Origin of the sequence: Dyella sp., from assembly GCF_035685885.1 — a bacterium.
Classification (GTDB): Bacteria; Pseudomonadota; Gammaproteobacteria; order Xanthomonadales; family Rhodanobacteraceae; genus Dyella.
Genome location: NZ_DASRZX010000019.1, coordinates 1 through 21,638, shown reverse-complemented (window position 1 = coordinate 21,638; position 21,638 = coordinate 1). Strand labels below are relative to the sequence as shown.

General features: G+C 64.9%; 23 protein-coding genes. 19 read left to right on the top strand and 4 right to left on the bottom strand.

Annotation, left to right across the window (positions count from 1 at the left end):
- Position 1: 1 nt before the first annotated feature.
- The 9 genes from VFG49_RS02830 (at position 2) to VFG49_RS02790 (ending at position 9,306) form a co-directional block, all read left to right on the top strand.
- On the top strand, positions 2–916 hold the full coding sequence (locus VFG49_RS02830; protein ID WP_324857989.1) for a MinD/ParA family protein: 915 nt from the start codon (positions 2–4) through the stop codon (positions 914–916).
- A 3-nt stretch (positions 917–919) separates the two neighbouring features.
- Entirely contained in the window at positions 920–1,696 is a 777-nt protein-coding gene (locus VFG49_RS02825; RefSeq protein WP_324857988.1) for an RNA polymerase sigma factor FliA, read from the top strand.
- Between the two features lie 157 nt (positions 1,697–1,853).
- Positions 1,854–2,261, top strand: coding sequence for a chemotaxis response regulator CheY (cheY, locus tag VFG49_RS02820; protein WP_324857987.1), 408 nt, complete (start codon positions 1,854–1,856; stop codon positions 2,259–2,261).
- Positions 2,258–2,899 carry a protein phosphatase CheZ gene (locus tag VFG49_RS02815; protein WP_324857986.1) on the top strand — a complete coding sequence of 214 codons (642 nt, stop codon included), beginning with the start codon at positions 2,258–2,260 and terminating at the stop codon, positions 2,897–2,899. The genes cheY and VFG49_RS02815 overlap by 4 nt, the downstream gene beginning before the upstream one ends.
- A gap of 22 nt (positions 2,900–2,921) precedes the next feature.
- Positions 2,922–4,883: a chemotaxis protein CheA gene (locus VFG49_RS02810; RefSeq protein ID WP_324857985.1), complete on the top strand. Its 1,962-nt coding sequence runs from the start codon at positions 2,922–2,924 to the stop codon at positions 4,881–4,883.
- Position 4,884: 1 nt separating this feature from the next.
- On the top strand, positions 4,885–5,625 hold the full coding sequence (locus tag VFG49_RS02805; RefSeq protein ID WP_324857984.1) for a flagellar motor protein: 741 nt from the start codon (positions 4,885–4,887) through the stop codon (positions 5,623–5,625).
- 12 nt (positions 5,626–5,637) lie between these two features.
- On the top strand, positions 5,638–6,795 hold the full coding sequence (gene motD / locus VFG49_RS02800) for a flagellar motor protein MotD (protein WP_324857983.1): 1,158 nt from the start codon (positions 5,638–5,640) through the stop codon (positions 6,793–6,795).
- Between the two features lie 52 nt (positions 6,796–6,847).
- Positions 6,848–7,315 carry a chemotaxis protein CheW gene (locus tag VFG49_RS02795; RefSeq protein WP_324857982.1) on the top strand — a complete coding sequence of 156 codons (468 nt, stop codon included), beginning with the start codon at positions 6,848–6,850 and terminating at the stop codon, positions 7,313–7,315.
- Positions 7,316–7,398: 83 nt separating this feature from the next.
- Complete coding sequence (locus tag VFG49_RS02790; RefSeq protein ID WP_324857981.1) at positions 7,399–9,306, top strand: AI-2E family transporter; 1,908 nt, start codon at positions 7,399–7,401, stop codon at positions 9,304–9,306.
- Between the two features lie 73 nt (positions 9,307–9,379).
- Here VFG49_RS02790 and VFG49_RS02785 read toward each other — a convergent pair whose 3' ends face one another.
- Positions 9,380–9,907, bottom strand: coding sequence for a hypothetical protein (locus VFG49_RS02785; protein ID WP_324857980.1), 528 nt, complete (start codon positions 9,905–9,907; stop codon positions 9,380–9,382).
- A gap of 503 nt (positions 9,908–10,410) precedes the next feature.
- On the opposite strand from VFG49_RS02785, the gene VFG49_RS02780 reads away from it, so the two are divergent.
- Both VFG49_RS02780 and VFG49_RS02775 read left to right on the top strand, forming a co-directional pair.
- Positions 10,411–10,926 (top strand): hypothetical protein, encoded by a 516-nt coding sequence (locus tag VFG49_RS02780; protein WP_324857979.1) that lies wholly within the window; start codon positions 10,411–10,413, stop codon positions 10,924–10,926.
- Between the two features lie 627 nt (positions 10,927–11,553).
- Positions 11,554–11,769 carry a DUF3820 family protein gene (locus VFG49_RS02775; RefSeq protein WP_324857978.1) on the top strand — a complete coding sequence of 72 codons (216 nt, stop codon included), beginning with the start codon at positions 11,554–11,556 and terminating at the stop codon, positions 11,767–11,769.
- 55 nt (positions 11,770–11,824) lie between these two features.
- On the opposite strand, the gene VFG49_RS02770 is transcribed toward VFG49_RS02775, so the two are convergent.
- Positions 11,825–12,094, bottom strand: a complete 270-nt coding sequence (locus VFG49_RS02770; protein ID WP_324857977.1) for a hypothetical protein — start codon at positions 12,092–12,094, stop codon at positions 11,825–11,827.
- Positions 12,095–12,337: 243 nt separating this feature from the next.
- Between VFG49_RS02770 and VFG49_RS02765 the strand changes: the two genes are divergently transcribed.
- The 4 genes from VFG49_RS02765 to VFG49_RS02750 all read left to right on the top strand — a co-directional run bounded on the left by VFG49_RS02765 (position 12,338) and on the right by VFG49_RS02750 (position 15,584).
- Entirely contained in the window at positions 12,338–12,643 is a 306-nt protein-coding gene (locus VFG49_RS02765; RefSeq protein ID WP_324857976.1) for an antibiotic biosynthesis monooxygenase family protein, read from the top strand.
- A gap of 243 nt (positions 12,644–12,886) precedes the next feature.
- Entirely contained in the window at positions 12,887–13,744 is an 858-nt protein-coding gene (locus tag VFG49_RS02760; RefSeq protein ID WP_324857975.1) for a sigma factor, read from the top strand.
- Between the two features lie 289 nt (positions 13,745–14,033).
- Positions 14,034–14,897 carry a Tll0287-like domain-containing protein gene (locus VFG49_RS02755; protein WP_324857974.1) on the top strand — a complete coding sequence of 288 codons (864 nt, stop codon included), beginning with the start codon at positions 14,034–14,036 and terminating at the stop codon, positions 14,895–14,897.
- 3 nt (positions 14,898–14,900) lie between these two features.
- Entirely contained in the window at positions 14,901–15,584 is a 684-nt protein-coding gene (locus tag VFG49_RS02750; protein ID WP_324857973.1) for a toll/interleukin-1 receptor domain-containing protein, read from the top strand.
- Positions 15,585–15,658: 74 nt separating this feature from the next.
- Here the strand turns inward: VFG49_RS02750 and VFG49_RS02745 are convergent, their stop codons facing one another.
- Both VFG49_RS02745 and VFG49_RS02740 read right to left on the bottom strand, forming a co-directional pair.
- Positions 15,659–16,657, bottom strand: coding sequence for a VOC family protein (locus VFG49_RS02745; protein ID WP_324857972.1), 999 nt, complete (start codon positions 16,655–16,657; stop codon positions 15,659–15,661).
- 257 nt (positions 16,658–16,914) lie between these two features.
- Positions 16,915–17,859: a GlxA family transcriptional regulator gene (locus tag VFG49_RS02740; RefSeq protein ID WP_324857971.1), complete on the bottom strand. Its 945-nt coding sequence runs from the start codon at positions 17,857–17,859 to the stop codon at positions 16,915–16,917.
- Between the two features lie 207 nt (positions 17,860–18,066).
- Between VFG49_RS02740 and VFG49_RS02735 the strand changes: the two genes are divergently transcribed.
- From VFG49_RS02735 to VFG49_RS02720, 4 genes are all read left to right on the top strand, one after another.
- On the top strand, positions 18,067–18,495 hold the full coding sequence (locus VFG49_RS02735; RefSeq protein WP_324857970.1) for a DUF4259 domain-containing protein: 429 nt from the start codon (positions 18,067–18,069) through the stop codon (positions 18,493–18,495).
- Positions 18,496–18,849: 354 nt separating this feature from the next.
- Positions 18,850–20,553 carry a D-aminoacylase gene (locus tag VFG49_RS02730; protein ID WP_324857969.1) on the top strand — a complete coding sequence of 568 codons (1,704 nt, stop codon included), beginning with the start codon at positions 18,850–18,852 and terminating at the stop codon, positions 20,551–20,553.
- A gap of 69 nt (positions 20,554–20,622) precedes the next feature.
- The gene (locus VFG49_RS02725; RefSeq protein ID WP_324857968.1) at positions 20,623–20,868 is read left to right on the top strand and encodes an efflux RND transporter permease subunit; all 246 of its coding nucleotides are present in this window, start codon (positions 20,623–20,625) and stop codon (positions 20,866–20,868) included.
- A gap of 118 nt (positions 20,869–20,986) precedes the next feature.
- Positions 20,987–21,547 carry an isoprenylcysteine carboxylmethyltransferase family protein gene (locus VFG49_RS02720; protein ID WP_324857967.1) on the top strand — a complete coding sequence of 187 codons (561 nt, stop codon included), beginning with the start codon at positions 20,987–20,989 and terminating at the stop codon, positions 21,545–21,547.
- Positions 21,548–21,638 lie beyond the last annotated feature (91 nt).

Genomic DNA, 21,638 nt, shown 5'->3' with positions numbered 1-21,638 from the left:
GATAGGTCTGGAAGGCATGCTGCGCGCCCTGGCGGAGCGGCATGGCAAGCAGCCGGCATCGCACGACCAGGCCTTTGGCCTGGCCACGCCGCCACCGGCGCGCAAGCGTTGTCGCGCCATCGCGGTGGCGGGCGGCAAGGGAGGCGTGGGCAAGACCACGGTGTCGGTGAACCTCGGCATGGCGCTGGCCATGGCCGGCCATGAGGTGATCCTGCTCGATGCCGACATGGGCCTGGCCAACATCGACGTGCTGTTGGGCCTCACGCCCACGCGCCACATCGGACATCTGCTGGACGGCAGCTGCGCCATCGAAGACCTGCTGTTGCCCGCGCCGCACGGCCTGAAGGTGGTGCCGGCCGGTTCGGGCACGCGTCGCCTCGCGCAGCTCAGCAACAACGAGCACGCCGCGGTGATCCGTGCCTTCGACGACCTGGTGTCGCCGCCGGACTACCTGCTGGTGGATACCGCGGCGGGCGTGTCCGACAACGTGGCGATGTTCGCTGCCGCCGCCGACGACGTGGTGCTGGTGGTCTGCGACGAGCCGGCCTCGCTCACCGATGCGTACGCGATGATCAAGGTCTTGAGCCGCGACTTCGGTGTGCGCCGCTTCCGCATGGTGGCGAACATGGTGCGCAACCTGGGCGAGGCCCGGCAGCTGCACCAGAAGCTGGCGCGCGTCAGCGATCGTTTCCTCGACGTGGCCCTGGAATTCATGGGGCTCGTGCCCAGCGACGAGCGGCTGAGGCAGGCCATCAAGCGCCAGAGCGCAGTGGTGGACCTGTGGCCGTCGAGCCGTTCGGGACAGGCATTCAAGCAATTGGCAGGTGCGGTCGATACATGGGGTGAACCCGAGCGACTTGGCCTGGACCGTATTGCCTTCTTCAGCAGGCAGGCCGCAGTGGCGACTGGGTGGTGAGACATGAGCGTGGCTTCCGAATACCTGCAACTGCAACGGCAAAGTGCCGACCAACTGGTTCGCCAGCATGCGCCGCTGGTGCGAAGGATTGCCTATCACCTGATGGGCCGCCTGCCGCCGAGCGTGGATGTGAGCGACCTTATCCAGGCCGGCATGATCGGGCTGCTGGAAGCAGCACGTAATTTCGCCACCGGGCGCAATGCGAGCTTCGAAACGTTTGCAGGCATCCGCATCCGTGGCGCGATGCTCGACGAACTGCGCCGCACCGACTGGACGCCGCGCTCGGTGCACCGAAAGGTGCGCGAGATGGCCGAGGTCGTGCGCCAGATCGAGATAGAAACCGGCGCGGATGCCGATGACGCCGAAGTGATGCGGCGGCTGGGCATGGGCGCGGAGGAGTACCACCAGGTGCTGGCCGACGCGGCGAGCGCACGCCTGCTCAGCCTCTCGGCGCCCGATGACGCCGAAGGCGGCGCGGCGTTCGATGTGGCGGACGGCGAAAGCCTCAGCCCGCAGGACAACGTCGAGCAGGAAGGCCTGCGCGAATCGCTGATCGAGGCGATCGGCAGCCTGCCCGAGCGCGAGCAGCTGGTGATGTCGCTGTATTACGAGGAGGAGTTGAACCTCAAGGAAATCGGCGCGGTACTCGGGGTGACCGAGTCGCGCGTCTGCCAGATCCACGGCCAGGCCATCGTGCGCTTGCGCGCGCGCATGACGGATTGGTCCGAGGGCGGAGCAGGGCATCGGGAGAAAGGCGCAGGGAAGGGCAGGACGCGCTGAGAACGCAGCCGCTCACCCTACCCAGCGCTGTTATCCCGGCGCTTCCCCAAAGGGCGCGCCGGGACCCCGCGTCTTTCCAGTCACGGTAGAGGCACTGCATTCCGGCAATCGCCGGAATGACGAGAAAAACATTCGCGACAAGAGCGTGGAGAGACCTTTGGACAAGAACATGAAGATCCTCGTGGTGGACGACTTCTCCACCATGCGGCGCATCGTACGGAACCTGCTGGTGGAGCTTGGCTTCACCAATACGCTCATCCAGGAAGCCGACGACGGCAACAACGCGCTCACCATGTTGCGCGCCAATCCGTTCGACCTGGTCGTGACGGACTGGAACATGCCCAACATGACGGGCATCGACCTGCTGCGCGCCATTCGCGCCGAGCCTTCGCTCAAGGGCATGCCCGTGCTGATGGTCACCGCGGAAAACAACCGCGACCAGATCATCGCCGCCGCCCAGGCCGGCGTGAACGGCTACATCGTCAAGCCGTTCACGGCCGTCACGCTGCAGGAAAAACTGACCAAGATCTTCGAGCGGCTCGCCGCCAGCGGAGCTGCTGCATGAACGCCCAAGTGTCCCTGATGGAAGGCGGCTCGGTGCCGCAGGAACTGCACGATCTGTTGAACAGCGCCGATGGCGCCGCCTTCGAGCAGGCCCTGGACGTGCTGGTGCGCCAGCGCGAGCAGCGCATGTTCCGCGCGCTGGGCCTGCTGGCCCGCGACCTGCACGACGCCGTGCGCCGCCTCGGTGGCGACCTTGCGCAGGAAGGCGTGCCGGGCAGCGTCGCCGATGCGCGCCAGCACCTGCACGATGTGCTGGAGATGAGTTCGCAGGCCGCGCACCGCTCGCTGGATTTCGCCGAGCGCATGCGTCCGCAGGCCGATGCCGTGGCGGCCAAGGCCAGCACGTTGATCGAAAGCGCCGTGGAAAGCGATGGCGCCCGCGCACTGGCCGTGCAGGCCCAGTCGTTCGCCACCGAATGCCGCGAAGGCCTCGCTGATTTCGTGGTGGCGCAGTCCTGGCAGGACCTTTCCGGTCAGCGCATCAAGAAAGTCGTCAATTTCATCGGCAGCGTGGAGAACTCGCTGCTGGAACTGGTGAGCCTCACCGGTGCGCTCGCCACCGGCGAAGCCGCGGCGGCGCCAGTGAAGGTCACCAGCCAGGACGAGGCGGATCGCCTGCTGAGCGAATTCGGCTTCTAAGGGAATAGAGGACACACGCCTGATGGATCCCACGTTCGACAGCGAGCTGCGCGATGCCTTCCTGGTGGAAGCCGGGGACATCGTGCAGCGCCTGGGCGACCAGCTGATCGGGCTGGAGGCCGCGCCGCGCGACAGCGAGCTGTTGAACGCGGTGTTCCGCGCATTTCACACGGTGAAGGGCGGTGCGGGCTTCCTCGCGGTCGAGCCGATGGTGCAGTTGTGCCATCACGCCGAAGACCTGCTCAACGTGGCGCGCAACGGTCAGTTGTTGATCGATGCCAACCGCATGGATGCGTTGCTGGAAGCACTGGATCTGCTGCTCGACATGCTTTCGGCATTGGCCGCAGGCCAGTCCATGGCGATGCCGCCGCCCGATCTGCTGCGGCGCCTTTCGCCCGCCGGCAACGTCGCGCCGCCGCCGGCACCCAGGCCGGTGGCGGCACCCGTGGCGCCGCCGCCCAGCGACGGCACCATCGACGATTCCGAGTTCGAGGCGCTGCTGGACAGCCTGTATGGCACCGGCGGCGTACCGGGTGCGCCCGCTGCACCTGTCGAAGCCGCGCCCATTTCCGACGACGAATTCGAAGCGCTGCTGGACAACCTGCACGGCAAGGGCGGCACGCCCGGTGCGGTGGCGTCCGCGCCGCCCGCGCCGGCAACGTCGGGCGGCATCAGCGACGACGAATTCGAAGCCTTGCTCGACAACCTGCATGGCAAGGGCGCGCCTCCCGGCGCACCCGCCGCTGCGCCGTCACCCGCGCCGGCCCCATCGCCTGCGGCCCCCGCTGCACGCCATGCGCCGCCCGCGGCGGAAAACACCGTGCGCGTGGATACCGCGCGACTCGATACCCTCGTGCATCGCGCGGGCGAACTCGTGCTGGTGCGCAACCGCCTGCTGAGCCTCGCCGCGAAGCAGGGCGATGAAACCCTGGCGCTGGCCGCGAGCGAACTGGACCGCGTAGCCGATGCCTTGCAGACCACCGTGCTGGGCATGCGCATGCAGCCGGTGGGTCGCCTGTTCCAGCGCTTCCCGCGCATCGTGCGCGATCTTTCGCGCCAGCTCGGCAAGGAAGTGGAACTGGTGCAGGAAGGCGAAGGTACCGATCTCGACCGCAGCCTGGTCGAGGCACTCGCCGATCCCATGGTTCACCTCATCCGCAACGCGCTCGACCACGGCCTGGAAATGCCCGCCGATCGCGAACGCGCCGGCAAGCCGCGCAAGGGCACGGTGACGCTGTCGGCCAGCCAGCGCGGCGAACGCATCGTCATCTCCGTATCCGACGACGGACGCGGCATGAATCCTGACGTCCTGCGCCGCAAGGCAGTAGAGAAGGGCGTCATCGATGAAGCGCAGGCCGCGCGCCTCACCGAAAACGAATGCTACGAATTGATCTTCCGCCCGGGCTTCAGCACGGCCGCCGCCGTCTCGGACATTTCCGGCCGCGGCGTGGGCATGGACGTGGTGAAGACGCGCGTGGCGGAGCTGGGCGGCACGCTGCAGGTGCACTCGCAACTGGGCCGCGGCAGCACGCTGGAACTGGCCGTGCCGCTGACGCTGGCCATCCAGCGCGTGTTGATGGTGCGTGTCGGTGCGCGACTGCTCGCCCTTCCGCTCAGCAACGTGGACGAAGTGTTCGAACTGGCACCCGGCCAGCAGCAACAACTGGACGGCCGCGCGGTGGCGTCGCATCGCGGTCGCGCGCTGGCGCTGGCCGACCTCGCCGGCTGGGTCGGTGTCAACGACCTGCCAGGCAGGCACGTGGTGGTGCTGCACATCGGGCACCTGCGCCTGGGTGGTCTGGTGCACGAAGTGCTGGGCCGCGAAGACGTGATGGTGAAACCGCTTGGCCCGCTGTTCGAAGGCGTACCCGCCGTGGCGGGCGCGACGGTCACCGGCGACGGCCGCCTGGCGCTGGTGATGGATCTCGCCGGTCTCGCCCACGCCGATGGCCAACTCCTCCCCACCTTGCGAATGAACACCTGACATGGACCTGGTAAGTCTCATTGGCACGATCCTGGCCTTCGTGGTCGTGATCGTCGGCACCATCCTCAAGGGCTCCAGCGTGGAAGCGCTGTGGAATCCGGCGGCCTTCGTCATCGTGTTCCTCGGCACCATCGCGGCCTTGCTCGTGCAGAACCCCGGCAAGGTGCTGCAGCATGCGATGAAGCTGTTCCCGATGATCTACAAGCCACCGAAGCACCAGCCCAGCGACCTCATCAGCCGCATCGTCGGCTGGAGCGAGATCTCCCGCCGCCAGGGCCTGCTGGGCCTGGAGCCGCAGATCGATTCGGAAAGCGACACCTTCGTGCGCAAGGGCCTGCAATTGCTGGTGGATGGCAGCGAACCCGACGCCATTCGCGGCGTGCTCGAAGTGGAAGTGGACGCGCGCGAACACAACGATCTTGCCGGCGCCAAGGTGTTCGAGAACGCCGGCATCTTCTCGCCCACCATGGGCATCATCGGCGCCGTGATGGGCTTGATGGCGGTGATGCAGAACCTCGCCGATCCCAGCAAGCTGGGACACGGCATCGCCGCCGCGTTCGTCGCCACCATCTATGGCGTCGCGCTGGCCAACCTGTTGATGCTGCCGATGTCCGCGCGGCTGAAAGGCCTCATCCACAAGCAGACGCAGATGCGCGAGATCCTCATCGAGGGCCTGGTGGCCATCGCCGAAGGTGCCAACCCGCGCCAGATCGAAGCGAAGCTGCAGGGCTATCTGCCGTAACCGGGACGCGACGTGGCCAGGAAGAAGAAAAAACACGAGGATCACGTCAATCACGAGGCATGGGCCATTCCCTATGCCGACCTGATGACGTTGCTGCTCGCCTTCTTCGTGGTGATGTACGCGGTGTCGGTGGTGAACGAAGGCAAGTACCGCGTGATGTCCGAGTCGATCATCGAGGCGTTCAACGGCTCCAGCCACGTGATCGCGCCGATGCCGCAGACGCGCGCCTCGCCACACAACGTCGACCCGGCGGTGGCTTCGCCCTCCGGGCAGCCGGGTGCAGCCACCACGCCGGTGAACGTGCCGATTCCGGCGCGACCGCAGCCGGTGCGCGTGGCCGACGTGCGCCAGCGTCTGCAGCAGCGCACGGAAGAACAGAACCTCGAGGCGATCCGCGACAAGGTGCAGCATGCGCTGCAGCCGTTGATCGACAAGCAGATGGTGATCGTGCGCAAGAGCACCAACTGGCTGGAGGTGGAACTGCGCACCGACATCCTGTTCCCCAGCGGCGTGGCCAGGCTCTCCGAACAGGCGCACACGGTGCTCGACCAGATGGCGGACATCCTGCGTCCGTTTCCCAATCCGGTGCGCGTCGAGGGTTATACCGACGATCGTCCGATCAGTTCCGCGCTGTACCCGTCCAACTGGGAACTTTCCGCCGCCCGCGCGGCCAGCGTTGCGCGCCTTTTCAGTGAGCAGGGCGTGGATCCTTCGCGCCTGGGCATCGTGGGCTGGAGCGAATATCGTCCTGCCGGCGACAACGCCACCGTGGACGGCCGCAACCACAATCGCCGCGTGCTGATCGTGGTGTTGGGCAGCGACGAGCCCGCCCGGCTGCATAACGATGCAGAGCATGCGACCCAGATGGCCGACGCCACCGATACCAGCAAGGAACCATCATCGGTGCCGGCACTGGCCGGCGTGAGCAACTCCGCCGTGGCGTCCGCGCCGCGCGCCGCGCCCATGCCGGAAGTACCGGCTCCTAGAAGTCCCATTACCGTACCGGCGGCGGGCGCGGATATCCCGGTGAACAAGGTGATCCTGGCCGGTCCTGCGCAAAGTGCGGAAGCCGGGCAGGGCGAGGAAAGCACCACCATGGCGCCGCGCGGCGCCACCGGCGCCATCACGGTTACCGCGCCGCGCGTGTCGCCGCCGGAGCGCGGGCCGTGACGCGCACCTTTGCCAACCATGCTGTGCCGGCACGCGCCGGGGAGTCGATGCCGTGAGCGATATCCATCATGTTGCCGCAGACCGCTGGCTGTCCTTTCGCATTGGCGGGCAGCTGTATGCCGCGCCGCTTGCACAGGTAAGCGAAGTGATCCGCGACGGCGAGATCACGCCGGTGCCCGGCGCCGCCAGCGAGCTGCTGGGCATCCGCCATCTGCGCGGCCGCATCGTGCCGGTGCTGGATGGACGCCAGCGGCTGGGCCTGCCAGAACACGGTGGCCAAGATGACGGCGCTGTTCGCGTGGTCATGCTTTCGCATGCGGCGCATCTGGTCGGCCTGCGCGTGGATGCGGTGGGCGACCTGGTGAATCCCGATGGCGCCGAGGTCGCGCCGCCACCGCCCGGCGGCAGCTTGCGCGATGAAGATCCCGTGCACGGCGTACTGCCGTGGCAGGGTGGCTTCGTGGCCCTGCTCGACGTACGCCGCCTGTGCCGCTTGCCGTTGGAAAGCGAGGCGGCGTAGTCGGACACGTGACGGACGGCGGGCTATGCTCTCGCCGTCCTGGGCCAAGCGGCTCCGGCATGCCTATCGCACGGAGAGTGCCCATGTCTTCGGATGCCAACGCATCGCCCACCGCCGTCTCACCCAGCCAGCGGGCCGTGGTGATCATTGCCGCGGCCACCGTGCTGGCGCTGTTGTATGTCGGTCGCGAAGTACTGGTGCCCATCGTGCTGGCGGTTTTCTTCAGCCTGCTGATGGCGCCGTGGGTAAAACTCTACCGTCGCCTTGGCCTGGGGCACGGCTCGTCCGTGTTCATCGCCGTGCTGGCGCTGGTGCTCATCAGCACCGGGCTCGCCACGGTGATCGGTACGCAGATGGTGCACATGGCGCGTGGCCTGCCGCAGTACGAGGCCACCGTGCACGCCAAGGTGCAGACGCTGCGAGAGATGACCATCGGTCGTCTCGAAGCGATGCAGGGCGAATTCGGCAAGGTCATCTCCACCGAAACATCCGCGCCCAAGGCAACCGTTGCCGGCACATCCACGCTGCCGCCCACGGCAGCCGGGACAACGTCGCCTGGAACGCGCCCGCCTTCCGCACCGATGGCGATACTCTCGCGCGTGGTGTCGACCGCATGGGTGCCCCTGGAAACGGCCGGCATCGTGCTGGTCGTGCTGGTGTTCGTCTTGCTGGAACACGAATCCCTGCGTGATCGCTTCATACGGCTTGCTGGAGGCGCCGATCTGCGTGCCACCACGGCGGCCATCAACGACGCGGGCGAACGGCTCTCGCGGTTCTTCCTTTCCACCTTCTCGGTGAACGTCGGCGTCGGCATGGCCATCTGGCTCGGCCTGTGGCTCATCGGCGTGCCGAACGCGCCGCTGTGGGGCGCGCTCACCGCGGTGATGCGTTTCGTGCCTTACGTGGGTGTGTGGCTGGTGGCGATGCTCGCGGCGCTGTTCGCGGCGGCGGTGGTGCCGGGCTGGTCGTTGCTGGTGATGACGCTGGCGCTCTACATCGTGGTGGAGATCGTGGTGTCCCAACTGGTGGAGCCGTTCCTCTACGGCCACACCACCGGCCTGTCACCGCTGGCCGTGGTGGTGGCCGCCATTTTCTGGAGCTGGCTGTGGGGCCCGATCGGGCTGGTGATGTCCACCCCGCTGACGCTGTGCCTCGTTGTCGCGGGGCGCCACGTGAAGGCGCTGGACCTGCTCAACGTACTGCTGGGCGACGCGCCCGCGCTGACCATGCCGCAGCGGCTTTACCAGCGCGCGCTGTCCGGCGATGCGGGCGAAATCATCGCCGAAGCCCGCACGTTCCTGAAGCGAAAGTCGTTTGCCGCCTATTGCGACGGCGTGCTGTTGCCGGCGCTGCAACTGGCCAACATCGACCTGCGCCGTGGCGTGATCGGCGGCGAACAGCTGACGACCGTGCGCAACACCGTCGTCAGCGTCATCGAGGCACTGGGCAGCGCGCGGCGCACCCACCTGCGCTGGCCGCGCCGGACCTCGGTGCTGGAGGACATGAGCATCGGTCGCCAGTTGCGCCGTCAGCGCGAAAACGTGAGCGGGCGCTGGCAAGGGCCGCTGGCGGTGGCGCCGGGATCCATCGTGCTGTGCATCGGCCTGGGTTCGGTGGTCGATGACCTGGCGACCGAACTGCTTACCCGCATCCTGCGCGACCTGCATATCGATGCGCGACACATGTCGGTGGGCGACTTCGACTCCTTCGATGCCGAGCCTCATCCGGAGTTGACGCCCAACGCCGTGTCGCTGTTGTACATCGTCAGCGCCAGCCCCGCCGAAGAGCGAGAGGGCATCGACACGCTGGTTACGCATCTGCGCCAACGCATGCCGGGCGTACACATTGCAGCGATGCTGTTGCCCGAGCCGCTGGGTCCTCGCGACGCCACGCTGTTGCCCGCGCCGAATGTGGACGAACAAGCGGGTTCCTTCGAAGAAGCCGCGGTGCAGGCCATTTCGCGCTTTCCGGAAGGCGCTGCCGTGCATTGAGTACACCGCGCGAAGCACTCGCGCGGCATGTCACCCGTTTGATGCGTGACAGCGGTTTGGCATGCTGAGTGACTCAGGTGGCCGTCCGCTCCACCGGTCGCGGTGGGATCGGGCCGAAGAACATGGCCTTGAAGCGATCGCGCCCGATCACGCGCCCCAGTTCCGCAAATACGCAATAGTTGAGAACGAGCACGACCAGCAGCAGCTGGATGGCCCAGAAGCGTGGCCAGTTCATTTCCATGAGTAGCGTATGGTTGGCCGCCGCGATGTTCGGAGCGTCCTTCCAGTGTTCGTAAAGCCGTTCCAGGTAATGGATGACCAGGGCGATCACGGTGTAGATCGCCGTTTTCCATGCCACGTTCCAGATCAGAGGCTTTTCAGGAAAGCGGTTGATGAAAGGCAGCAGGTTGGCGATGAGTACGGCCTTGCCAAGGATCAGCGAAGCCAGCAGGATCGAGGCGCTGACAGGCAACTCGACACCGCTGCCGCGGGTCATCAGCGTGCGCACCAGGGCGATGATGTGCAGGATGACGAAGAAGTAGATCGTCGGCGGAAGCATCTCCAGGAATTCATGCTTGATCTTGGCGGTGACGTTGCTCATGAGCCACTCCTGCGAAGTGATGGACGCGCTGCCACGTCAGCGCGATTCCGCCGGTCATCATCCGCCACAGGATCGGCCCGACAAGCGCAACTTCACTTAGATGGGCCTGCGTATTTCTACTGAAGTTGCCGTCGTGCGGCGGACATCTGCCGCCTTGGCCGCCTCGACATGTCCAGGCCGGCCGCCTCGTCGCAGCAGCTCAATCCCGACCCCTGTACTTGCGACGAATCCGCCGCTGGCATATGCCGGCCGTCGCACGGACGGGTAGATCGCAGGCACTCACGTTCCGCCGTTCGGGTCATAATCCCCGCACGCGTCCGCGCCGGCATCGCCGGTACGCGCAGGGGAAAAGCAGAAACGTCGTTTGTCGCACGGCCTGGTGCAGGCCGCTGATGCGGACATGGCATGCGTGTGCGGATGTCATTGCAGGTGCTGGCCCGGCGTTTACCGTCGATGGCCGGCATGGGTATCCAGAGATTGCCAACGGAAACGGTGAAGGACTCATGCAGCCCATCATGTACGCGCAACGCAGGCTTTGGTTATTCGTGCTGTTCGCTCCGGCCGTGCTGGGCAGTGTGGTCATGCTGGGGCCGATGGCGCTTCTCGGCCTAGTGGTGCTGCTACCAGGCCTCTCGGGGTTGGCTGGTTTAACGGGTTTGTTGCTGGCCTGGCTGGGGCTGGCTTGGCCGGGCATCATCCGGCGTCGCCGCGGACTCACCTTCGCGCTTCTGCTCATGGGCTTGCCCGCCACGCTGATGGGCGTCTCGGCGCTGGGAGTGGTGCCCAAAGGGTTCGAGCGACACCAGATGGGTTTTTATGAAACCCTCGGTCCGGCGTCGGTGGGGTTCGGCCTGTTGTCGGCGTTCTTCATGGTGACGCTCTGCGTGGAGCGCCATGCCTCAAGGCCAGGCGGCGAGCCTGAAAACCGCATCCCTGTATGGATGGGTGTGGCCGCCACGCTGCTCGGCCTGGCCGGAACGGTCGTGCCGGCTGTCTGCCTGCGAGCCAATGTCGGCTAGTCCGCCTGTCTGCGACATCAACAAGTCCTATGGAGCATGTTTTGCCGCGGGCTTGCGCGACACCGGCGACGAGCCCGTCTATTTCAACGATGTCTGTTGGTGATCGTGGAACACGCGAAGCGTGAAATCGGTGAAAGGCGGTATCGTCCCGCGACGATTGGTGGTGAGCTACCGGGGTCGCAGAACCCCGTCGCCGATGCCAAGGCACCAACGCAATGAAGCAAGGGTGCCCTGATCCCGGTCCTTGATGCAGTGCTGCCCCGGATCATCGGTCTGGACGGCAGGTTTCGCTGTCGCCGTCGCTGCGGGTTCGTGCAGTGGCCTTGTCTTCTCAATCGTGTTTCTGGCTTTCGCGGTCCGGTGCCTCATCGCCATCGCACACGGAGACGGGGATCCATCGTGGATTCTTAGCTTCCTGACATTGCCAATGTCCTATTGGGTCGTGCTTCTTGATGATCGCATTCACTCCCTTTTCGGTTTATCCGATGACGTATTGGGGTGGTCGGGAGCTATTCTGGACGTCCTGTGGGGAGTGCTGATGTTCTACTTCCTGGGGTGGCTTCTGGAGCGCCCGCTGAGGCAGTAGTTATCTTTATCGAGAACCCAGATGTGCTGGATGCCCGCCAAGTGAAGCCCGAAGACCTGCAACGGCTTGTCACCATGACGATGCCCTATGGGAAGTACCAAGGCCGGCTGTTGGCCGATCTGCCTGGTGCTTATCTCGCGTGGTATGCACGCAAGGGTTTCCCGCGGGGTGATCTCGGGAATCTGCTTGCTCTGGCGCTTGAGCTGGACCACAACGGCCTGAAGCCTCTGCTGGATCCGCTGAGGAAACGGCGGTAGTCGCGCCACGGACCGAGTTCGTGGCGCGGAAGACGGCCTGGGAGAGTGGCGCCCCCTATGAAGCCTCTTCCGGAGGCGGCTGCAGTGTCACCGCCAATTCCTCCAGGGCGACAATTTCCTCATTCAGTGCGTCGTGCAACTCGCTCTGACGAGTCATCAGGGTATCGATCGCGCCGACGTGCTTGAGCTTCTTCAGCTCGCCGTCGAACAGCAACCACTGCGCCGTCAGCGTTTCGACGTTGTTCTTCGCGTAGTGACGCATTTCCTTGAGCTGGGCGAGCACGTCGTGGACGTGCTCGAGCGGAGTCTTGGTATCGGCAGACATGGCATTGTCTCAGGTCCTATCCGGTGCTCAGGATAGTTGCGCGAAGCTGGCTGTCGGCGAAATGGACAGCCTGTGTCCATTTGATCCTTCACGTGGAAAGGACAACCGTGTCCGTTTCGCGGCTGTAGCGGGTCACGGCCTTGCCCCGCCAGTTCCACAGGCACGAAAGAAATTTCACGCCCACCGATCCGTTTTGCATTGCTGGTTCGTCCTTGCTGTGTTCCCACTGAAAGGACCCGTGCCATGCCCACCCATCCCGTTGTGCTCGTCAATCTCCTGAAGGTCGAACCCGGTCGGCAGGAGGAGCTTGTTGCATTGCTGAAACACAATATTGAAGCCGTGGTCTCCACGTTGTCGGGTTGGAAGGCGAGCCGCCTGATGGCCGCCGCGGACGGCCAGGGCGTCGTCATCTATTCGGAATGGGAAACGCCTGCCGCCGTGGACGCGATGCGGGCTGACCCGCGCATGCAGGCCTATTTCCCGCGTATTCGCGAGCTGGCCAGCTTCGAGTCGATGATGGCCTCGGAAGTGTTCGGGCGGAGTCGGTGAGTTACGCCGACGACGTTGCGGGAGAGCAGGGCGTTGATCGCCAGCGGCGATGCTGGGGCCAAGGCGGTAGCGTTGTTGATGCCTGATGCCGGCATTTTTCCGTGCCAGCAGAGCCGGCCGTTGCGGTTGCCCACCGCCATCCGCGCGAATCGCCAGGCAAGCGCTATGCTGCCCGGCGATTCGCGCATCGGTTACGGCACGATTTCCCGAGCGATGGCCGGATGCATCGATGAGGCTTCAGACATGAATGACGAGCAATTCGAGGATCGTCTGCGCGAGCTGAGACCGCGCCTGCATCGCTACTGCGCGCGCATGACGGGATCGACCGTGGACGGCGAAGATGCGGTGCAGGATGCGCTGGTGAATGCCTTGCGTGCGCGGTCCGAAGGCGTTGCCGTGGACAATCTCGAAGGCTGGCTGCTGCGGATCGCCCACAACTCGAGCCTTGATTTCCTTCGTCGCGGCGCTCGTCACAAGGTTGTTCCCTTGACCGCAGACATCGAGGACACCTCGACGTTCGAACCACATATCGTCGAGGTGGGGTTCCATCGCTTCCTGCGGTTGCCCGGACTCCAGCGCTGCGCGGTGATCCTCAAGGACGTCCTCGGGCATTCGGTCGAGGAAGTGGCGGGCATCGCCGGCTGCACGCCGGCGGCGGCGAAGTCCGCGTTGCAGCGTGGACGCGTGACGTTGCGGCAGCTGGCTCAACTACCGGACGAAACGCGCCTGCCGCTGATGTCCGACGAGGACAGGAACAAAGTCAGCACCTATGTCCGCTTGTTCCAGCACGGCGACTTCGACGCCATTCGCGGCATGCTAGCCGACGACGTGAAGCTGGACCTGGTGAACCGGCTCAAGCTTGAGGGCCGCGAAGGCATCGGCCCTTACTTCACGCGCTACGCGGGAGCACCGCAATGGCGCTTTGCGTTCGGGGCTATCGAAGGGCGGCCGGCCATGTTGGTATTCGACAAGGACAGCCCCACGCGGCAGCCCGTGCATTTCGTGCTGATCGACTGGCGGGGCGACAGCATCGTCGCGATACGGGACTTCCTGTTTGCGCCTTACGCCATCGAAGCGGCCGATTGGGTGCTGCTGGCCTGACTAGCCATTGATCAGCTTGATCGCAGCCTCGGTGATGTATCGCCGGCGTCGCACTCAGCACCCGGCCGCACCGGACCGTCCGTCTCATCGCCCCCTCTGCGATGGCGCCCCGCCCTGTCTTGACCGGAAGTTCATGCGCAGGCCCAGGCGGCTCCTTGCCCGGCGCTTTGTGTCATGCTTTCCATGACGGCGTAAGTGGCACCTTCCCGGGACGACACGGAAGTTCCAACAGCCATCAACACGATCGGGCCGGGTCCATGCACCTGCGCTTCGATGAGGGGGACCGAGCATGTTGCTGCGGATCAACCTGATACTGCTGGTCGCCTTCGCGCTCGGCATGCTCGCGATCTCTCTGGTCGTAACCTCGACGCTGCAGGAGAACGCCACGCGCGAAGTGCTGGGCCAGGCCGGCTTGATGCTGGACAGCGCGGCGGCGATCCGCTCCTACACCGAGACCGAGATCGGGCCGTTGCTCGACGACAAGATGGCCACTGCGTTTCGCCCGCAGAGCGTGCCGTTCTATGCCGCGACGCAGAACTTCCTCACCCTGCACAAAGCACATCCGGACTACGCCTATAAAGAGGCCACGCTCAACCCGACCAATCCACGCGACCGCGCAACGGATTGGGAGGCGGATATCGTGCAGCGCTTCCGCAACGACAGCGCCACCAGGGAAGTGAGCGGAACACGCGATACACCGCTGGGCAGAACTCTTTACCTGGCGCGTCCCATCCGCGTCGATGCGGGCTGCCTGGGTTGTCACAGCCTGCCGTCGGCAGCGCCTGCGACCATGCTCGCTCGCTATGGCAGCGACAATGGATTTGGCTGGCAACCCAACGAGATTGTCGGCGCGCAGATCGTGTCGGTGCCGTTCGCCAGCGCCGAGGCGAGCGCCGGTCGCGTGCGCCGTGACGTGCTGGCCGCCATCGCCGCGATGCTTGTCTGCGTGCTGGTGATCGTCAACGTATCGATCCATGTGCTGGTCATCCGTCCCGTGCGTCGAATCGCACGGATAGCCGACCAGGTCAGCCTCGGCGATACCGCGGCAGCGGACTTTCCGCGCGGCGGCGGGCCCGAAGTGGCGGCGTTGTCCACGGCCCTTGATCGCATGCGCAAGAGCCTGGACAAGGCGCTGCGCTTGCTGGGCGGCTGAGCCATGGCACACGACCTGTTCGTCAGCTATTCGCAGCCGGACCGGGAAGCGGCTTTCGCGTTGGTGCAACGCCTGGAGGCACGCGGCATCCGGGTGTGGATTGCGCCGCGCGATGTATCTCCGGCCGCTGACTGGGCCGCTGAAATCATCGACGCGATTTCCAGCGCGCGGCTGATGGTGCTGGTGTTTTCCGGCAACAGCAACGATTCGGCACAGGTGCGTCGCGAAGTGGAGCGGGCTGTGCACAAGCAGTTGCCGGTGCTTCCGTTTCGGATCGAGGACGTGTTGCCGTCCAAAAGCATGGAGTACTTCCTCAGCGCGCAGCACTGGATGGATGCGTTCCCGTCGCCGCTGGAACCCCACATCGATCGCTTGTGCGATTACCTCGATACGGCGCTTGGTGGCAACGCGGTCCGCGGGCACGCCGCCGAACCTCGGAAATCTAACGGCAACGCGCCAGTGGATGCTGCTCATCCCGCGAGCGGTTTCGACGCCGCGCATCTGCGCCTGCTGGAGATCGAGCTGGCAAAACGCATCGGACCGGTAGCCGGGCATCTGGTGCGTCGGGCGGTGCAGGGCGGCGGCGATCTGGATGCCCTGGCGCGACGCCTCGCGCCTGAAATCGATGGCGAGCCGGAACGACGGCTGTTCCTTGAGGCCTGCTGGCGGATCGGCAAGGGCAAGTAGCGGAGCGGGGCGATCCGGCGTTAGCGTTCCGGACGCCCTGCGTCATCCATGCCAGTGATCAGGTCACGCATGTCTTATGGTTTGGCCACCGAGCAAACCACGTTACCCGGCTGCATCGCGTGGAACTCGATGGACAGGCCGAGATCTTCCTGCGTGGGCGCGAGGAAGGATTCACCCGACAGGCCGCGATAGGTCGCCAGCTTGCCCTCGTAACCACGCTCGACCCAGCGCTGTGCACGCCCGAGATCGGCTACGCCGAAACTCACGCCGAGGATGCGCGGTCCACCGTTCGCCAAGGTTCGTTCGGCCAAGCCCGCGCCGTCGGGCTGAAGCGCAAGCAGCGCCGTCGGGCCGACGGGTATGCAGAAACCCTTCGCGCCCACTTCGGGCAGCTTCACCGCTACGGCGTGGCCAAAGCCCATCTTCTCCAGCTCCCGGCGGTCGGCGTCGGCATCGCTCGACACCAGCCAGATCGATGACAACGTGCGCGCCCCGTTGGGATGCTCGCGCGTCGCGCGGTAGTCGTCGGCATTGGCGGGATCAAACTGGTCCGGCGCATAGCCGGCGGCGTAGTCGATGAAGAAGGTGTTGCTCGACAGTGGTGCACGGTCGAAGGCAAACAGGCGCCAGCCAGGCTTGCTGCTGTCAGGGCCGGAGAAGAACGGCGTCACCGCGTAGTGCAACGCCTGCAGCGAGCTGTGGATGGCATCCAGCGAGGACGTGCGGAACCCGAACGTACGCGACCCCGGGCCGCCCTTCAGCGCCTCCTGATCCTGCTTCATGCCGGGATCGAACGTGGGGTTGGGCCGGGTGATGCCGAGCAGCTCGATGAAGCTGCTGTCGGAGAAGCGGATATAGCGGTTGGCCACGCCCTCGGGGTCGCGGCCGGGGCGGACCTGGAAGCCAAGCTTCACCGCCATCACCGACGTGGTCTGGTCGATGCCGCGACCCCAGAGCAGGACGTGGTCGAGCCGCGTGGTGGTGGGTGCCGGTGGGATGGCGGGTTCAGGCGTCGCCGCCTGCGCGGTGCCCAGACAAAAGAGCCATGCCGAAACGAACAGGATCAGGCGCATGCATATCCTCACGTGAAAGACGTTGCTGGTTTCCCTGGCCAAGTCGCAGCGGTCATGCCGCCCGTGGTCACGAATCGCCCGTTGCCGGAGCACCGGGCCGGAGAGCGAAAGGGCCGCCCGGCTGGGGAGTTCCGGGGCGCTTCTTTATCGATGGTGGGGCCGATCGCGGCAAGGACAATTTCCGGACAAAAACAGTCAACCCGGGCCAAGGATTGCACCCGCCCGACGGGGCCCAGCACCGTGACATTCCGCGGTAATCAGCCGCCTGCACTGCGACGCAGCGATTGGGGCGACATGCCAAGGGCGCGGACGAAGGCGCGGCGCATGCGGCTCGAATCGCCGAAGCCGGTCGAAGCGGCAATGTGGTCGAGGTGCAGATGGCTGGTCTCCACCGCAACGCGGGCGGCCTCCAGCCGCAGGCCTTCCACCACCTTCGCCGGCGTTGCGCCGATCTCGGCCACGAAAGCGCGGGAGAAATTCCGCGGACTCATCGCCGCGCGCTCGGCCAGGCGCTCGACCGTCATGGGTTCGGCAAGGCGGGTGCGCATCCAGCCGATCAGCTCGCCGAACCGCCCGGTCTTGCCTCCCTGTTCCACCAGCACGGAATACTGCGACTGCCCACCGTGTCGGCGCTGGTGCACCACAAGCTGCTGGGCTGCACGCCGGGCGATGCCGGGGCCGAGGTCGTCCTCGACCAGTGCCAGCGCAAGGTCGATGCCGGCGGAAATGCCGGCGGACGTCCAGACGTCCCCATCCCTCACGAACATCCGGTCGGCATCCAGGTGCACGTTGGGATAGCGCAACCGGAACCGCTCGGCCGCGGCCCAGTGCGTGGTGGCGCGGCGACCATCGAGCAGCCCGGCCTCCGCCAGGAAGAATGCCCCGGAGCAGACACCCGCCGCGCGTCGCCATGCATCATCGCCGAGCCACGCCACGATGCCCGCCTGGCTTTCCTCGAGCTGCGAGAGATTGCCGCCCGAAACGATCACCGTATCGAAGCGTCCCGATGCCATCGGCTCCGCCGCCAGGCACACTCCCGACGAGCTGCGCACGATCCCGCCGCCCGGCGCCAGCACGCTGATTACATAGCTGTCCGGCCGGAACCGCTCAGCCATCTCGAACACGGCGACAGGGCCGGCAGCATCCAGCAGCTGAAATCCCGGGAAAACAACGATGGCGATCTCGCGTCGCATGGCGGCCATGGCGTGACTTGATCCGATGCCGCGAAGGTGGCGTAACTGCGAGGCGGGCGTCAAGCTGGGTGATGGGGTGCCCAAGGGTTCTAGCGATCGGTAAGTCGCAACCCAGTGTGGATCTTTCCACACCGACGATTAGATGCGACTTTCGGAGCAGTCGGGAGCAGGGTACTTTTTAGTGTTTCAGCCAACTATTGACCGATGGAGAGGCACATGGGCGCTTGGGGTGCGAAAGTCTTCGAGGATGACTCCGCTTTGGATTTCCTCGAAGAGAAGTTAATTCCGCCGGCCGACCCACGGGGTGTCATGCGAAAGGCGTTCGAGACCGCGCTTGATGCGGACTACCTGGAATATGACGCCGCCCAAGCGGTTCTCGCTTCCGCGGCGGTCATCGTTTCGGCGAAAGGCGGCGAACCGTTGGACGATGACGAAACCGAAGCCCGGATAGCTTGGCGCGAGAGACTGGCCAAGCTCGACTTTTCCGCGCTGGCCGACCTTGGTTCAAAGGCATGCCTGCGGGTATGTGCCAAGTCCAGTGAGCTGAGGGAGCTTTGGGAAGAGGATGAGGATCTATTTACCGCTTGGACTCGCAATGTTGAATCGCTTGCGCAGAGCCTGAGGAGCGATCGTTCCGGTCAGTAACCCGCGGCCGATCGGGACGCGTCCGCTTCCGACGCATGGCGGCCGTCAGAAGAAGTCGACTCCAGTGATCAAGGCCGCGCCGAATGAAGCATCCTTTGATTTTCGCAATCCTGACGTTGGTGGTGTTGTGCGCGGCTGGATTTGCGTGCTTCAGGTCGGAAACGGGCGCCGTTCCTGCTATCAGTCTGGATACGCGATGACCGATGACCTGTGCGGAAGGACTGAAGCACGACTATCGTTTGCGGCATGCGTGACGATATGGATGTCGTTGTTCCGTAGGGCGGTCCAGGCCTTGTTCTTGAAAGCTCGGCCGCCGCTTCCATCACCATCGACGCCACTGTCGGAAGGGTAGGTATGTACCCAGTCATCCGCTCCATTGTCATCGCTGCCCTGATCATGCCGGCGCTCATCGCGCAGGCGGCATCCGCGCCGTCGTATGACGTGGTCATCCGTGGTGGGCAGGTCATCGATGGGACCGGGTCGCCCGCCTATGCGGCTGATGTCGCGATCAGGGACGGCCACATTGCCGCCATTGGCAAGCTTGGTCAGGTCGATGCGAAGCAGGTTATCGACGCGCGTGGCCTGACGATCACGCCCGGTTTCGTCGACATGCTCGATCAATCCGGTCATACGCTTCTGGTGGACGGCCACGCGCAGTCGAAGATCTTCCAGGGCGTCACCACGCTGATTACGGGCGAAGGTGAGTCGGATGCGCCGATCAACGACAAGATCCTCGCCGAGGAAGGAAGTCACACCAAGCCGGGATGGACGACGCTGAGCGGCTACTTCGATCGCCTGCAAAGCCAGGGCATCGCGGTGAACTTCGGAACCTACGTCGGCGCGGCGACCGCGCGCGAAATGGTGATCGGCTATGGCGATCGCCAGCCGACGGCAAAGGAGCTTGGGCTCATGCAGGCGATCGTTGCCCAGGCGATGCGCGAAGGCGCCCTTGGCGTATCGACGGGTTTGCAGTACCCGCCGGCAACCTACAGCGCCACGCCGGAACTCATTGCGCTGGCGACGACCGCAGCCGGCTATGGCGGCATCTATGCCACGCATATGCGCAGCGAGGGCGACGGCGAGATGGCCGCGCTCGACGAAGCCTTCGAGATCGGGCGCAAGGCGCATATCCCGGTAGAGATCTTTCACCTGAAGGTGGCGGGTCATGCGAACTGGGGCAGCATGGACAAGGTCATCGCGAAGATCGATGCGGCGCGCGCCGCCGGCCTGGATGTCACCGCCGATACCTACGCCTACACCGCGTGGGGCAACGGCCTCGCCTCGTTCATCCCGCCATGGGCGCACGCTGGCGGCACGGCCAAGCTGCTGGAGCGGCTGAAGGACCCGCAGGCACGTGCGCGTATCCAGAAAGACATGCAGACGCCTTCGGAAGAGTGGAGCAACGACTGGCTGGAAGTCCCGGGCCCCGACGCGGTCGAGATCACTTCCGTGCAGGATCCGTCGCTCAAGCCGTTCGAGGGCAAGCACCTCGATGAAATCGCCCGGAGCTGGAACGAGGAGCCGATCGACGCGCTGATCGATCTCCTGATCAAGGATCAGGCCGCCACGGAGGTTGCCGTGTTTGGCATGTCGCAGCCGGACGTCACGCTCGCACTCAAGCAGCCTTGGATGTCCATTTGCGACGATGCGGGCGCACAGGCCCCTGTGGGGCCGCTCAGCGCAGGCCATCCGCATCCGCGCGCCTACGCTGCGTTTGCGCGGATCATTAGCAAATACGTCGGCGAAGATCACACGCTGTCGCTGCCTGAAGCGATTCACAAGATGACGGGCATGCCCGCGCAACGCATGGGCCTGAAGCAGCGTGGCCTCATCAAGGAAGGCATGTGGGCAGACCTCGCCGTCTTTGATCCGGCGAAACTGCGGGCACCGGCCACCTTCGAAGACCCCGCGCAACTGGCGCAAGGCATGCGCGATGTCCTGGTCAACGGCGTTCCGGTCATCCGGCATGGCAAGATGACGTCGGCTCTGCCCGGGAAGGTATTGCGCGGTCCGGGGTTTTCCGGGAATCGGGAGAAGGGCGTGACTGCTGCGCCGTGAAGCGGGTGCTCGCGTTGGGCGATGGTGCGTGCCGGCAGCTTGAACGAGCCGGGCCAATGCGGAGGAAGGATGGGTCTGCTGGAATTTGCCGATATCGAGGAGACCAACGGCGCGTCATTCATCTATCGGGAAAACAATTCCCGCTATATCGGCGTGCAATTCTCCGTCGAAGGACGAGATCTGGCGGGCGCCGTGGAAGATGCCATCCAACAGGTAAACGGCAAGGTGAAGCTGCCGCAAGGTTATCGCCTCGATTGGGGTGGCGCTGATTTTCCCTTGCGACTTCCATGCGTCGGGAGGCCCGATCCTGGCTAGCTTTCGCCGCACAGCTACCGCTCTACGTAGTTCTACGCAAGACAGCCGCCCTGCAATTCCGGATGCTCTCTCGGTTTTATATGGCGCTTCCAGCCCAGTCACAGGAGCAGGAAAAGACATGAACACCGTACGGAACGTTGCTCTCGTCGTCTTCTTCGTTTGGTTGACGTTGGATGCGGTGGTGGTCTTTCGCCTGAGGACGGGCAGTGCTGAGAATCGGGATCAGTCCTCGTTGAAGCTGCTGATGATCGGTGGCCCGCTGGTTTACGCCATCAGCATCGGTTTGTCCTATCAGAGTGTCGGGGCCTTTCGTTCCGTGGCGCTGCAAGTTGCAGGACTTGTTGTTCTGGGGCTTGGCATCGCCTTGCGATCAATGGCGATCTCCCAGCTAGGTCGCTTCCACACACCCAACGTCGCCATCCGCGGCGACCATCAACTCAAGGCCGAAGGGCTGTACGCCCACGTGCGCCACCCAAGCTACCTGGGCGCCATGATTGCGTTCCTCGGCTTTGCACTGGCCTTGGGCAACTGGCTGAGCGTGGTGGTGATGGTGAGCCTGATGGCATGCCTCTATCTCTACCGGATCAAAGAGGAAGACGCAGCGCTGGAAGCTGCGTTCGGCGAAGCGTTTCGTCAATACGCGGCACGCACCAAACGCCTCGTCCCGGGGATTTATTGAACGCGCAATCCGGCACCACGGGTCGTTTTGGCGGGTAGCGCGGACAGGTTCTCCGTGATGTGAGTTGACCCTCGATCCGAAGGTGACCTGG

What these genes read in the sequence shown, in the direction of transcription:
- VFG49_RS02825 (WP_324857988.1), top strand. Translation starts at nt 920, where the DNA reads ATGAGCGTGGCTTCCGAATACCTGCAACTGCAACGGCAAAGTGCCGAC.
- VFG49_RS02815 (WP_324857986.1), top strand. Translation starts at nt 2,258, where the DNA reads ATGAACGCCCAAGTGTCCCTGATGGAAGGCGGCTCGGTGCCGCAGGAA.
- VFG49_RS02810 (WP_324857985.1), top strand. Translation starts at nt 2,922, where the DNA reads ATGGATCCCACGTTCGACAGCGAGCTGCGCGATGCCTTCCTGGTGGAA.
- VFG49_RS02805 (WP_324857984.1), top strand. Translation starts at nt 4,885, where the DNA reads ATGGACCTGGTAAGTCTCATTGGCACGATCCTGGCCTTCGTGGTCGTG.
- VFG49_RS02790 (WP_324857981.1), top strand. Translation starts at nt 7,399, where the DNA reads ATGTCTTCGGATGCCAACGCATCGCCCACCGCCGTCTCACCCAGCCAG.
- VFG49_RS02785 (WP_324857980.1), bottom strand. Translation starts at nt 9,907, where the DNA reads ATGAGCAACGTCACCGCCAAGATCAAGCATGAATTCCTGGAGATGCTT.
- VFG49_RS02780 (WP_324857979.1), top strand. Translation starts at nt 10,411, where the DNA reads ATGCAGCCCATCATGTACGCGCAACGCAGGCTTTGGTTATTCGTGCTG.
- VFG49_RS02770 (WP_324857977.1), bottom strand. Translation starts at nt 12,094, where the DNA reads ATGTCTGCCGATACCAAGACTCCGCTCGAGCACGTCCACGACGTGCTC.
- VFG49_RS02765 (WP_324857976.1), top strand. Translation starts at nt 12,338, where the DNA reads ATGCCCACCCATCCCGTTGTGCTCGTCAATCTCCTGAAGGTCGAACCC.
- VFG49_RS02760 (WP_324857975.1), top strand. Translation starts at nt 12,887, where the DNA reads ATGAATGACGAGCAATTCGAGGATCGTCTGCGCGAGCTGAGACCGCGC.
- VFG49_RS02755 (WP_324857974.1), top strand. Translation starts at nt 14,034, where the DNA reads ATGTTGCTGCGGATCAACCTGATACTGCTGGTCGCCTTCGCGCTCGGC.
- VFG49_RS02750 (WP_324857973.1), top strand. Translation starts at nt 14,901, where the DNA reads ATGGCACACGACCTGTTCGTCAGCTATTCGCAGCCGGACCGGGAAGCG.
- VFG49_RS02745 (WP_324857972.1), bottom strand. Translation starts at nt 16,657, where the DNA reads ATGCGCCTGATCCTGTTCGTTTCGGCATGGCTCTTTTGTCTGGGCACC.
- VFG49_RS02740 (WP_324857971.1), bottom strand. Translation starts at nt 17,859, where the DNA reads ATGGCCGCCATGCGACGCGAGATCGCCATCGTTGTTTTCCCGGGATTT.
- VFG49_RS02735 (WP_324857970.1), top strand. Translation starts at nt 18,067, where the DNA reads ATGGGCGCTTGGGGTGCGAAAGTCTTCGAGGATGACTCCGCTTTGGAT.
- VFG49_RS02730 (WP_324857969.1), top strand. Translation starts at nt 18,850, where the DNA reads ATGTACCCAGTCATCCGCTCCATTGTCATCGCTGCCCTGATCATGCCG.
- VFG49_RS02725 (WP_324857968.1), top strand. Translation starts at nt 20,623, where the DNA reads ATGGGTCTGCTGGAATTTGCCGATATCGAGGAGACCAACGGCGCGTCA.
- VFG49_RS02720 (WP_324857967.1), top strand. Translation starts at nt 20,987, where the DNA reads ATGAACACCGTACGGAACGTTGCTCTCGTCGTCTTCTTCGTTTGGTTG.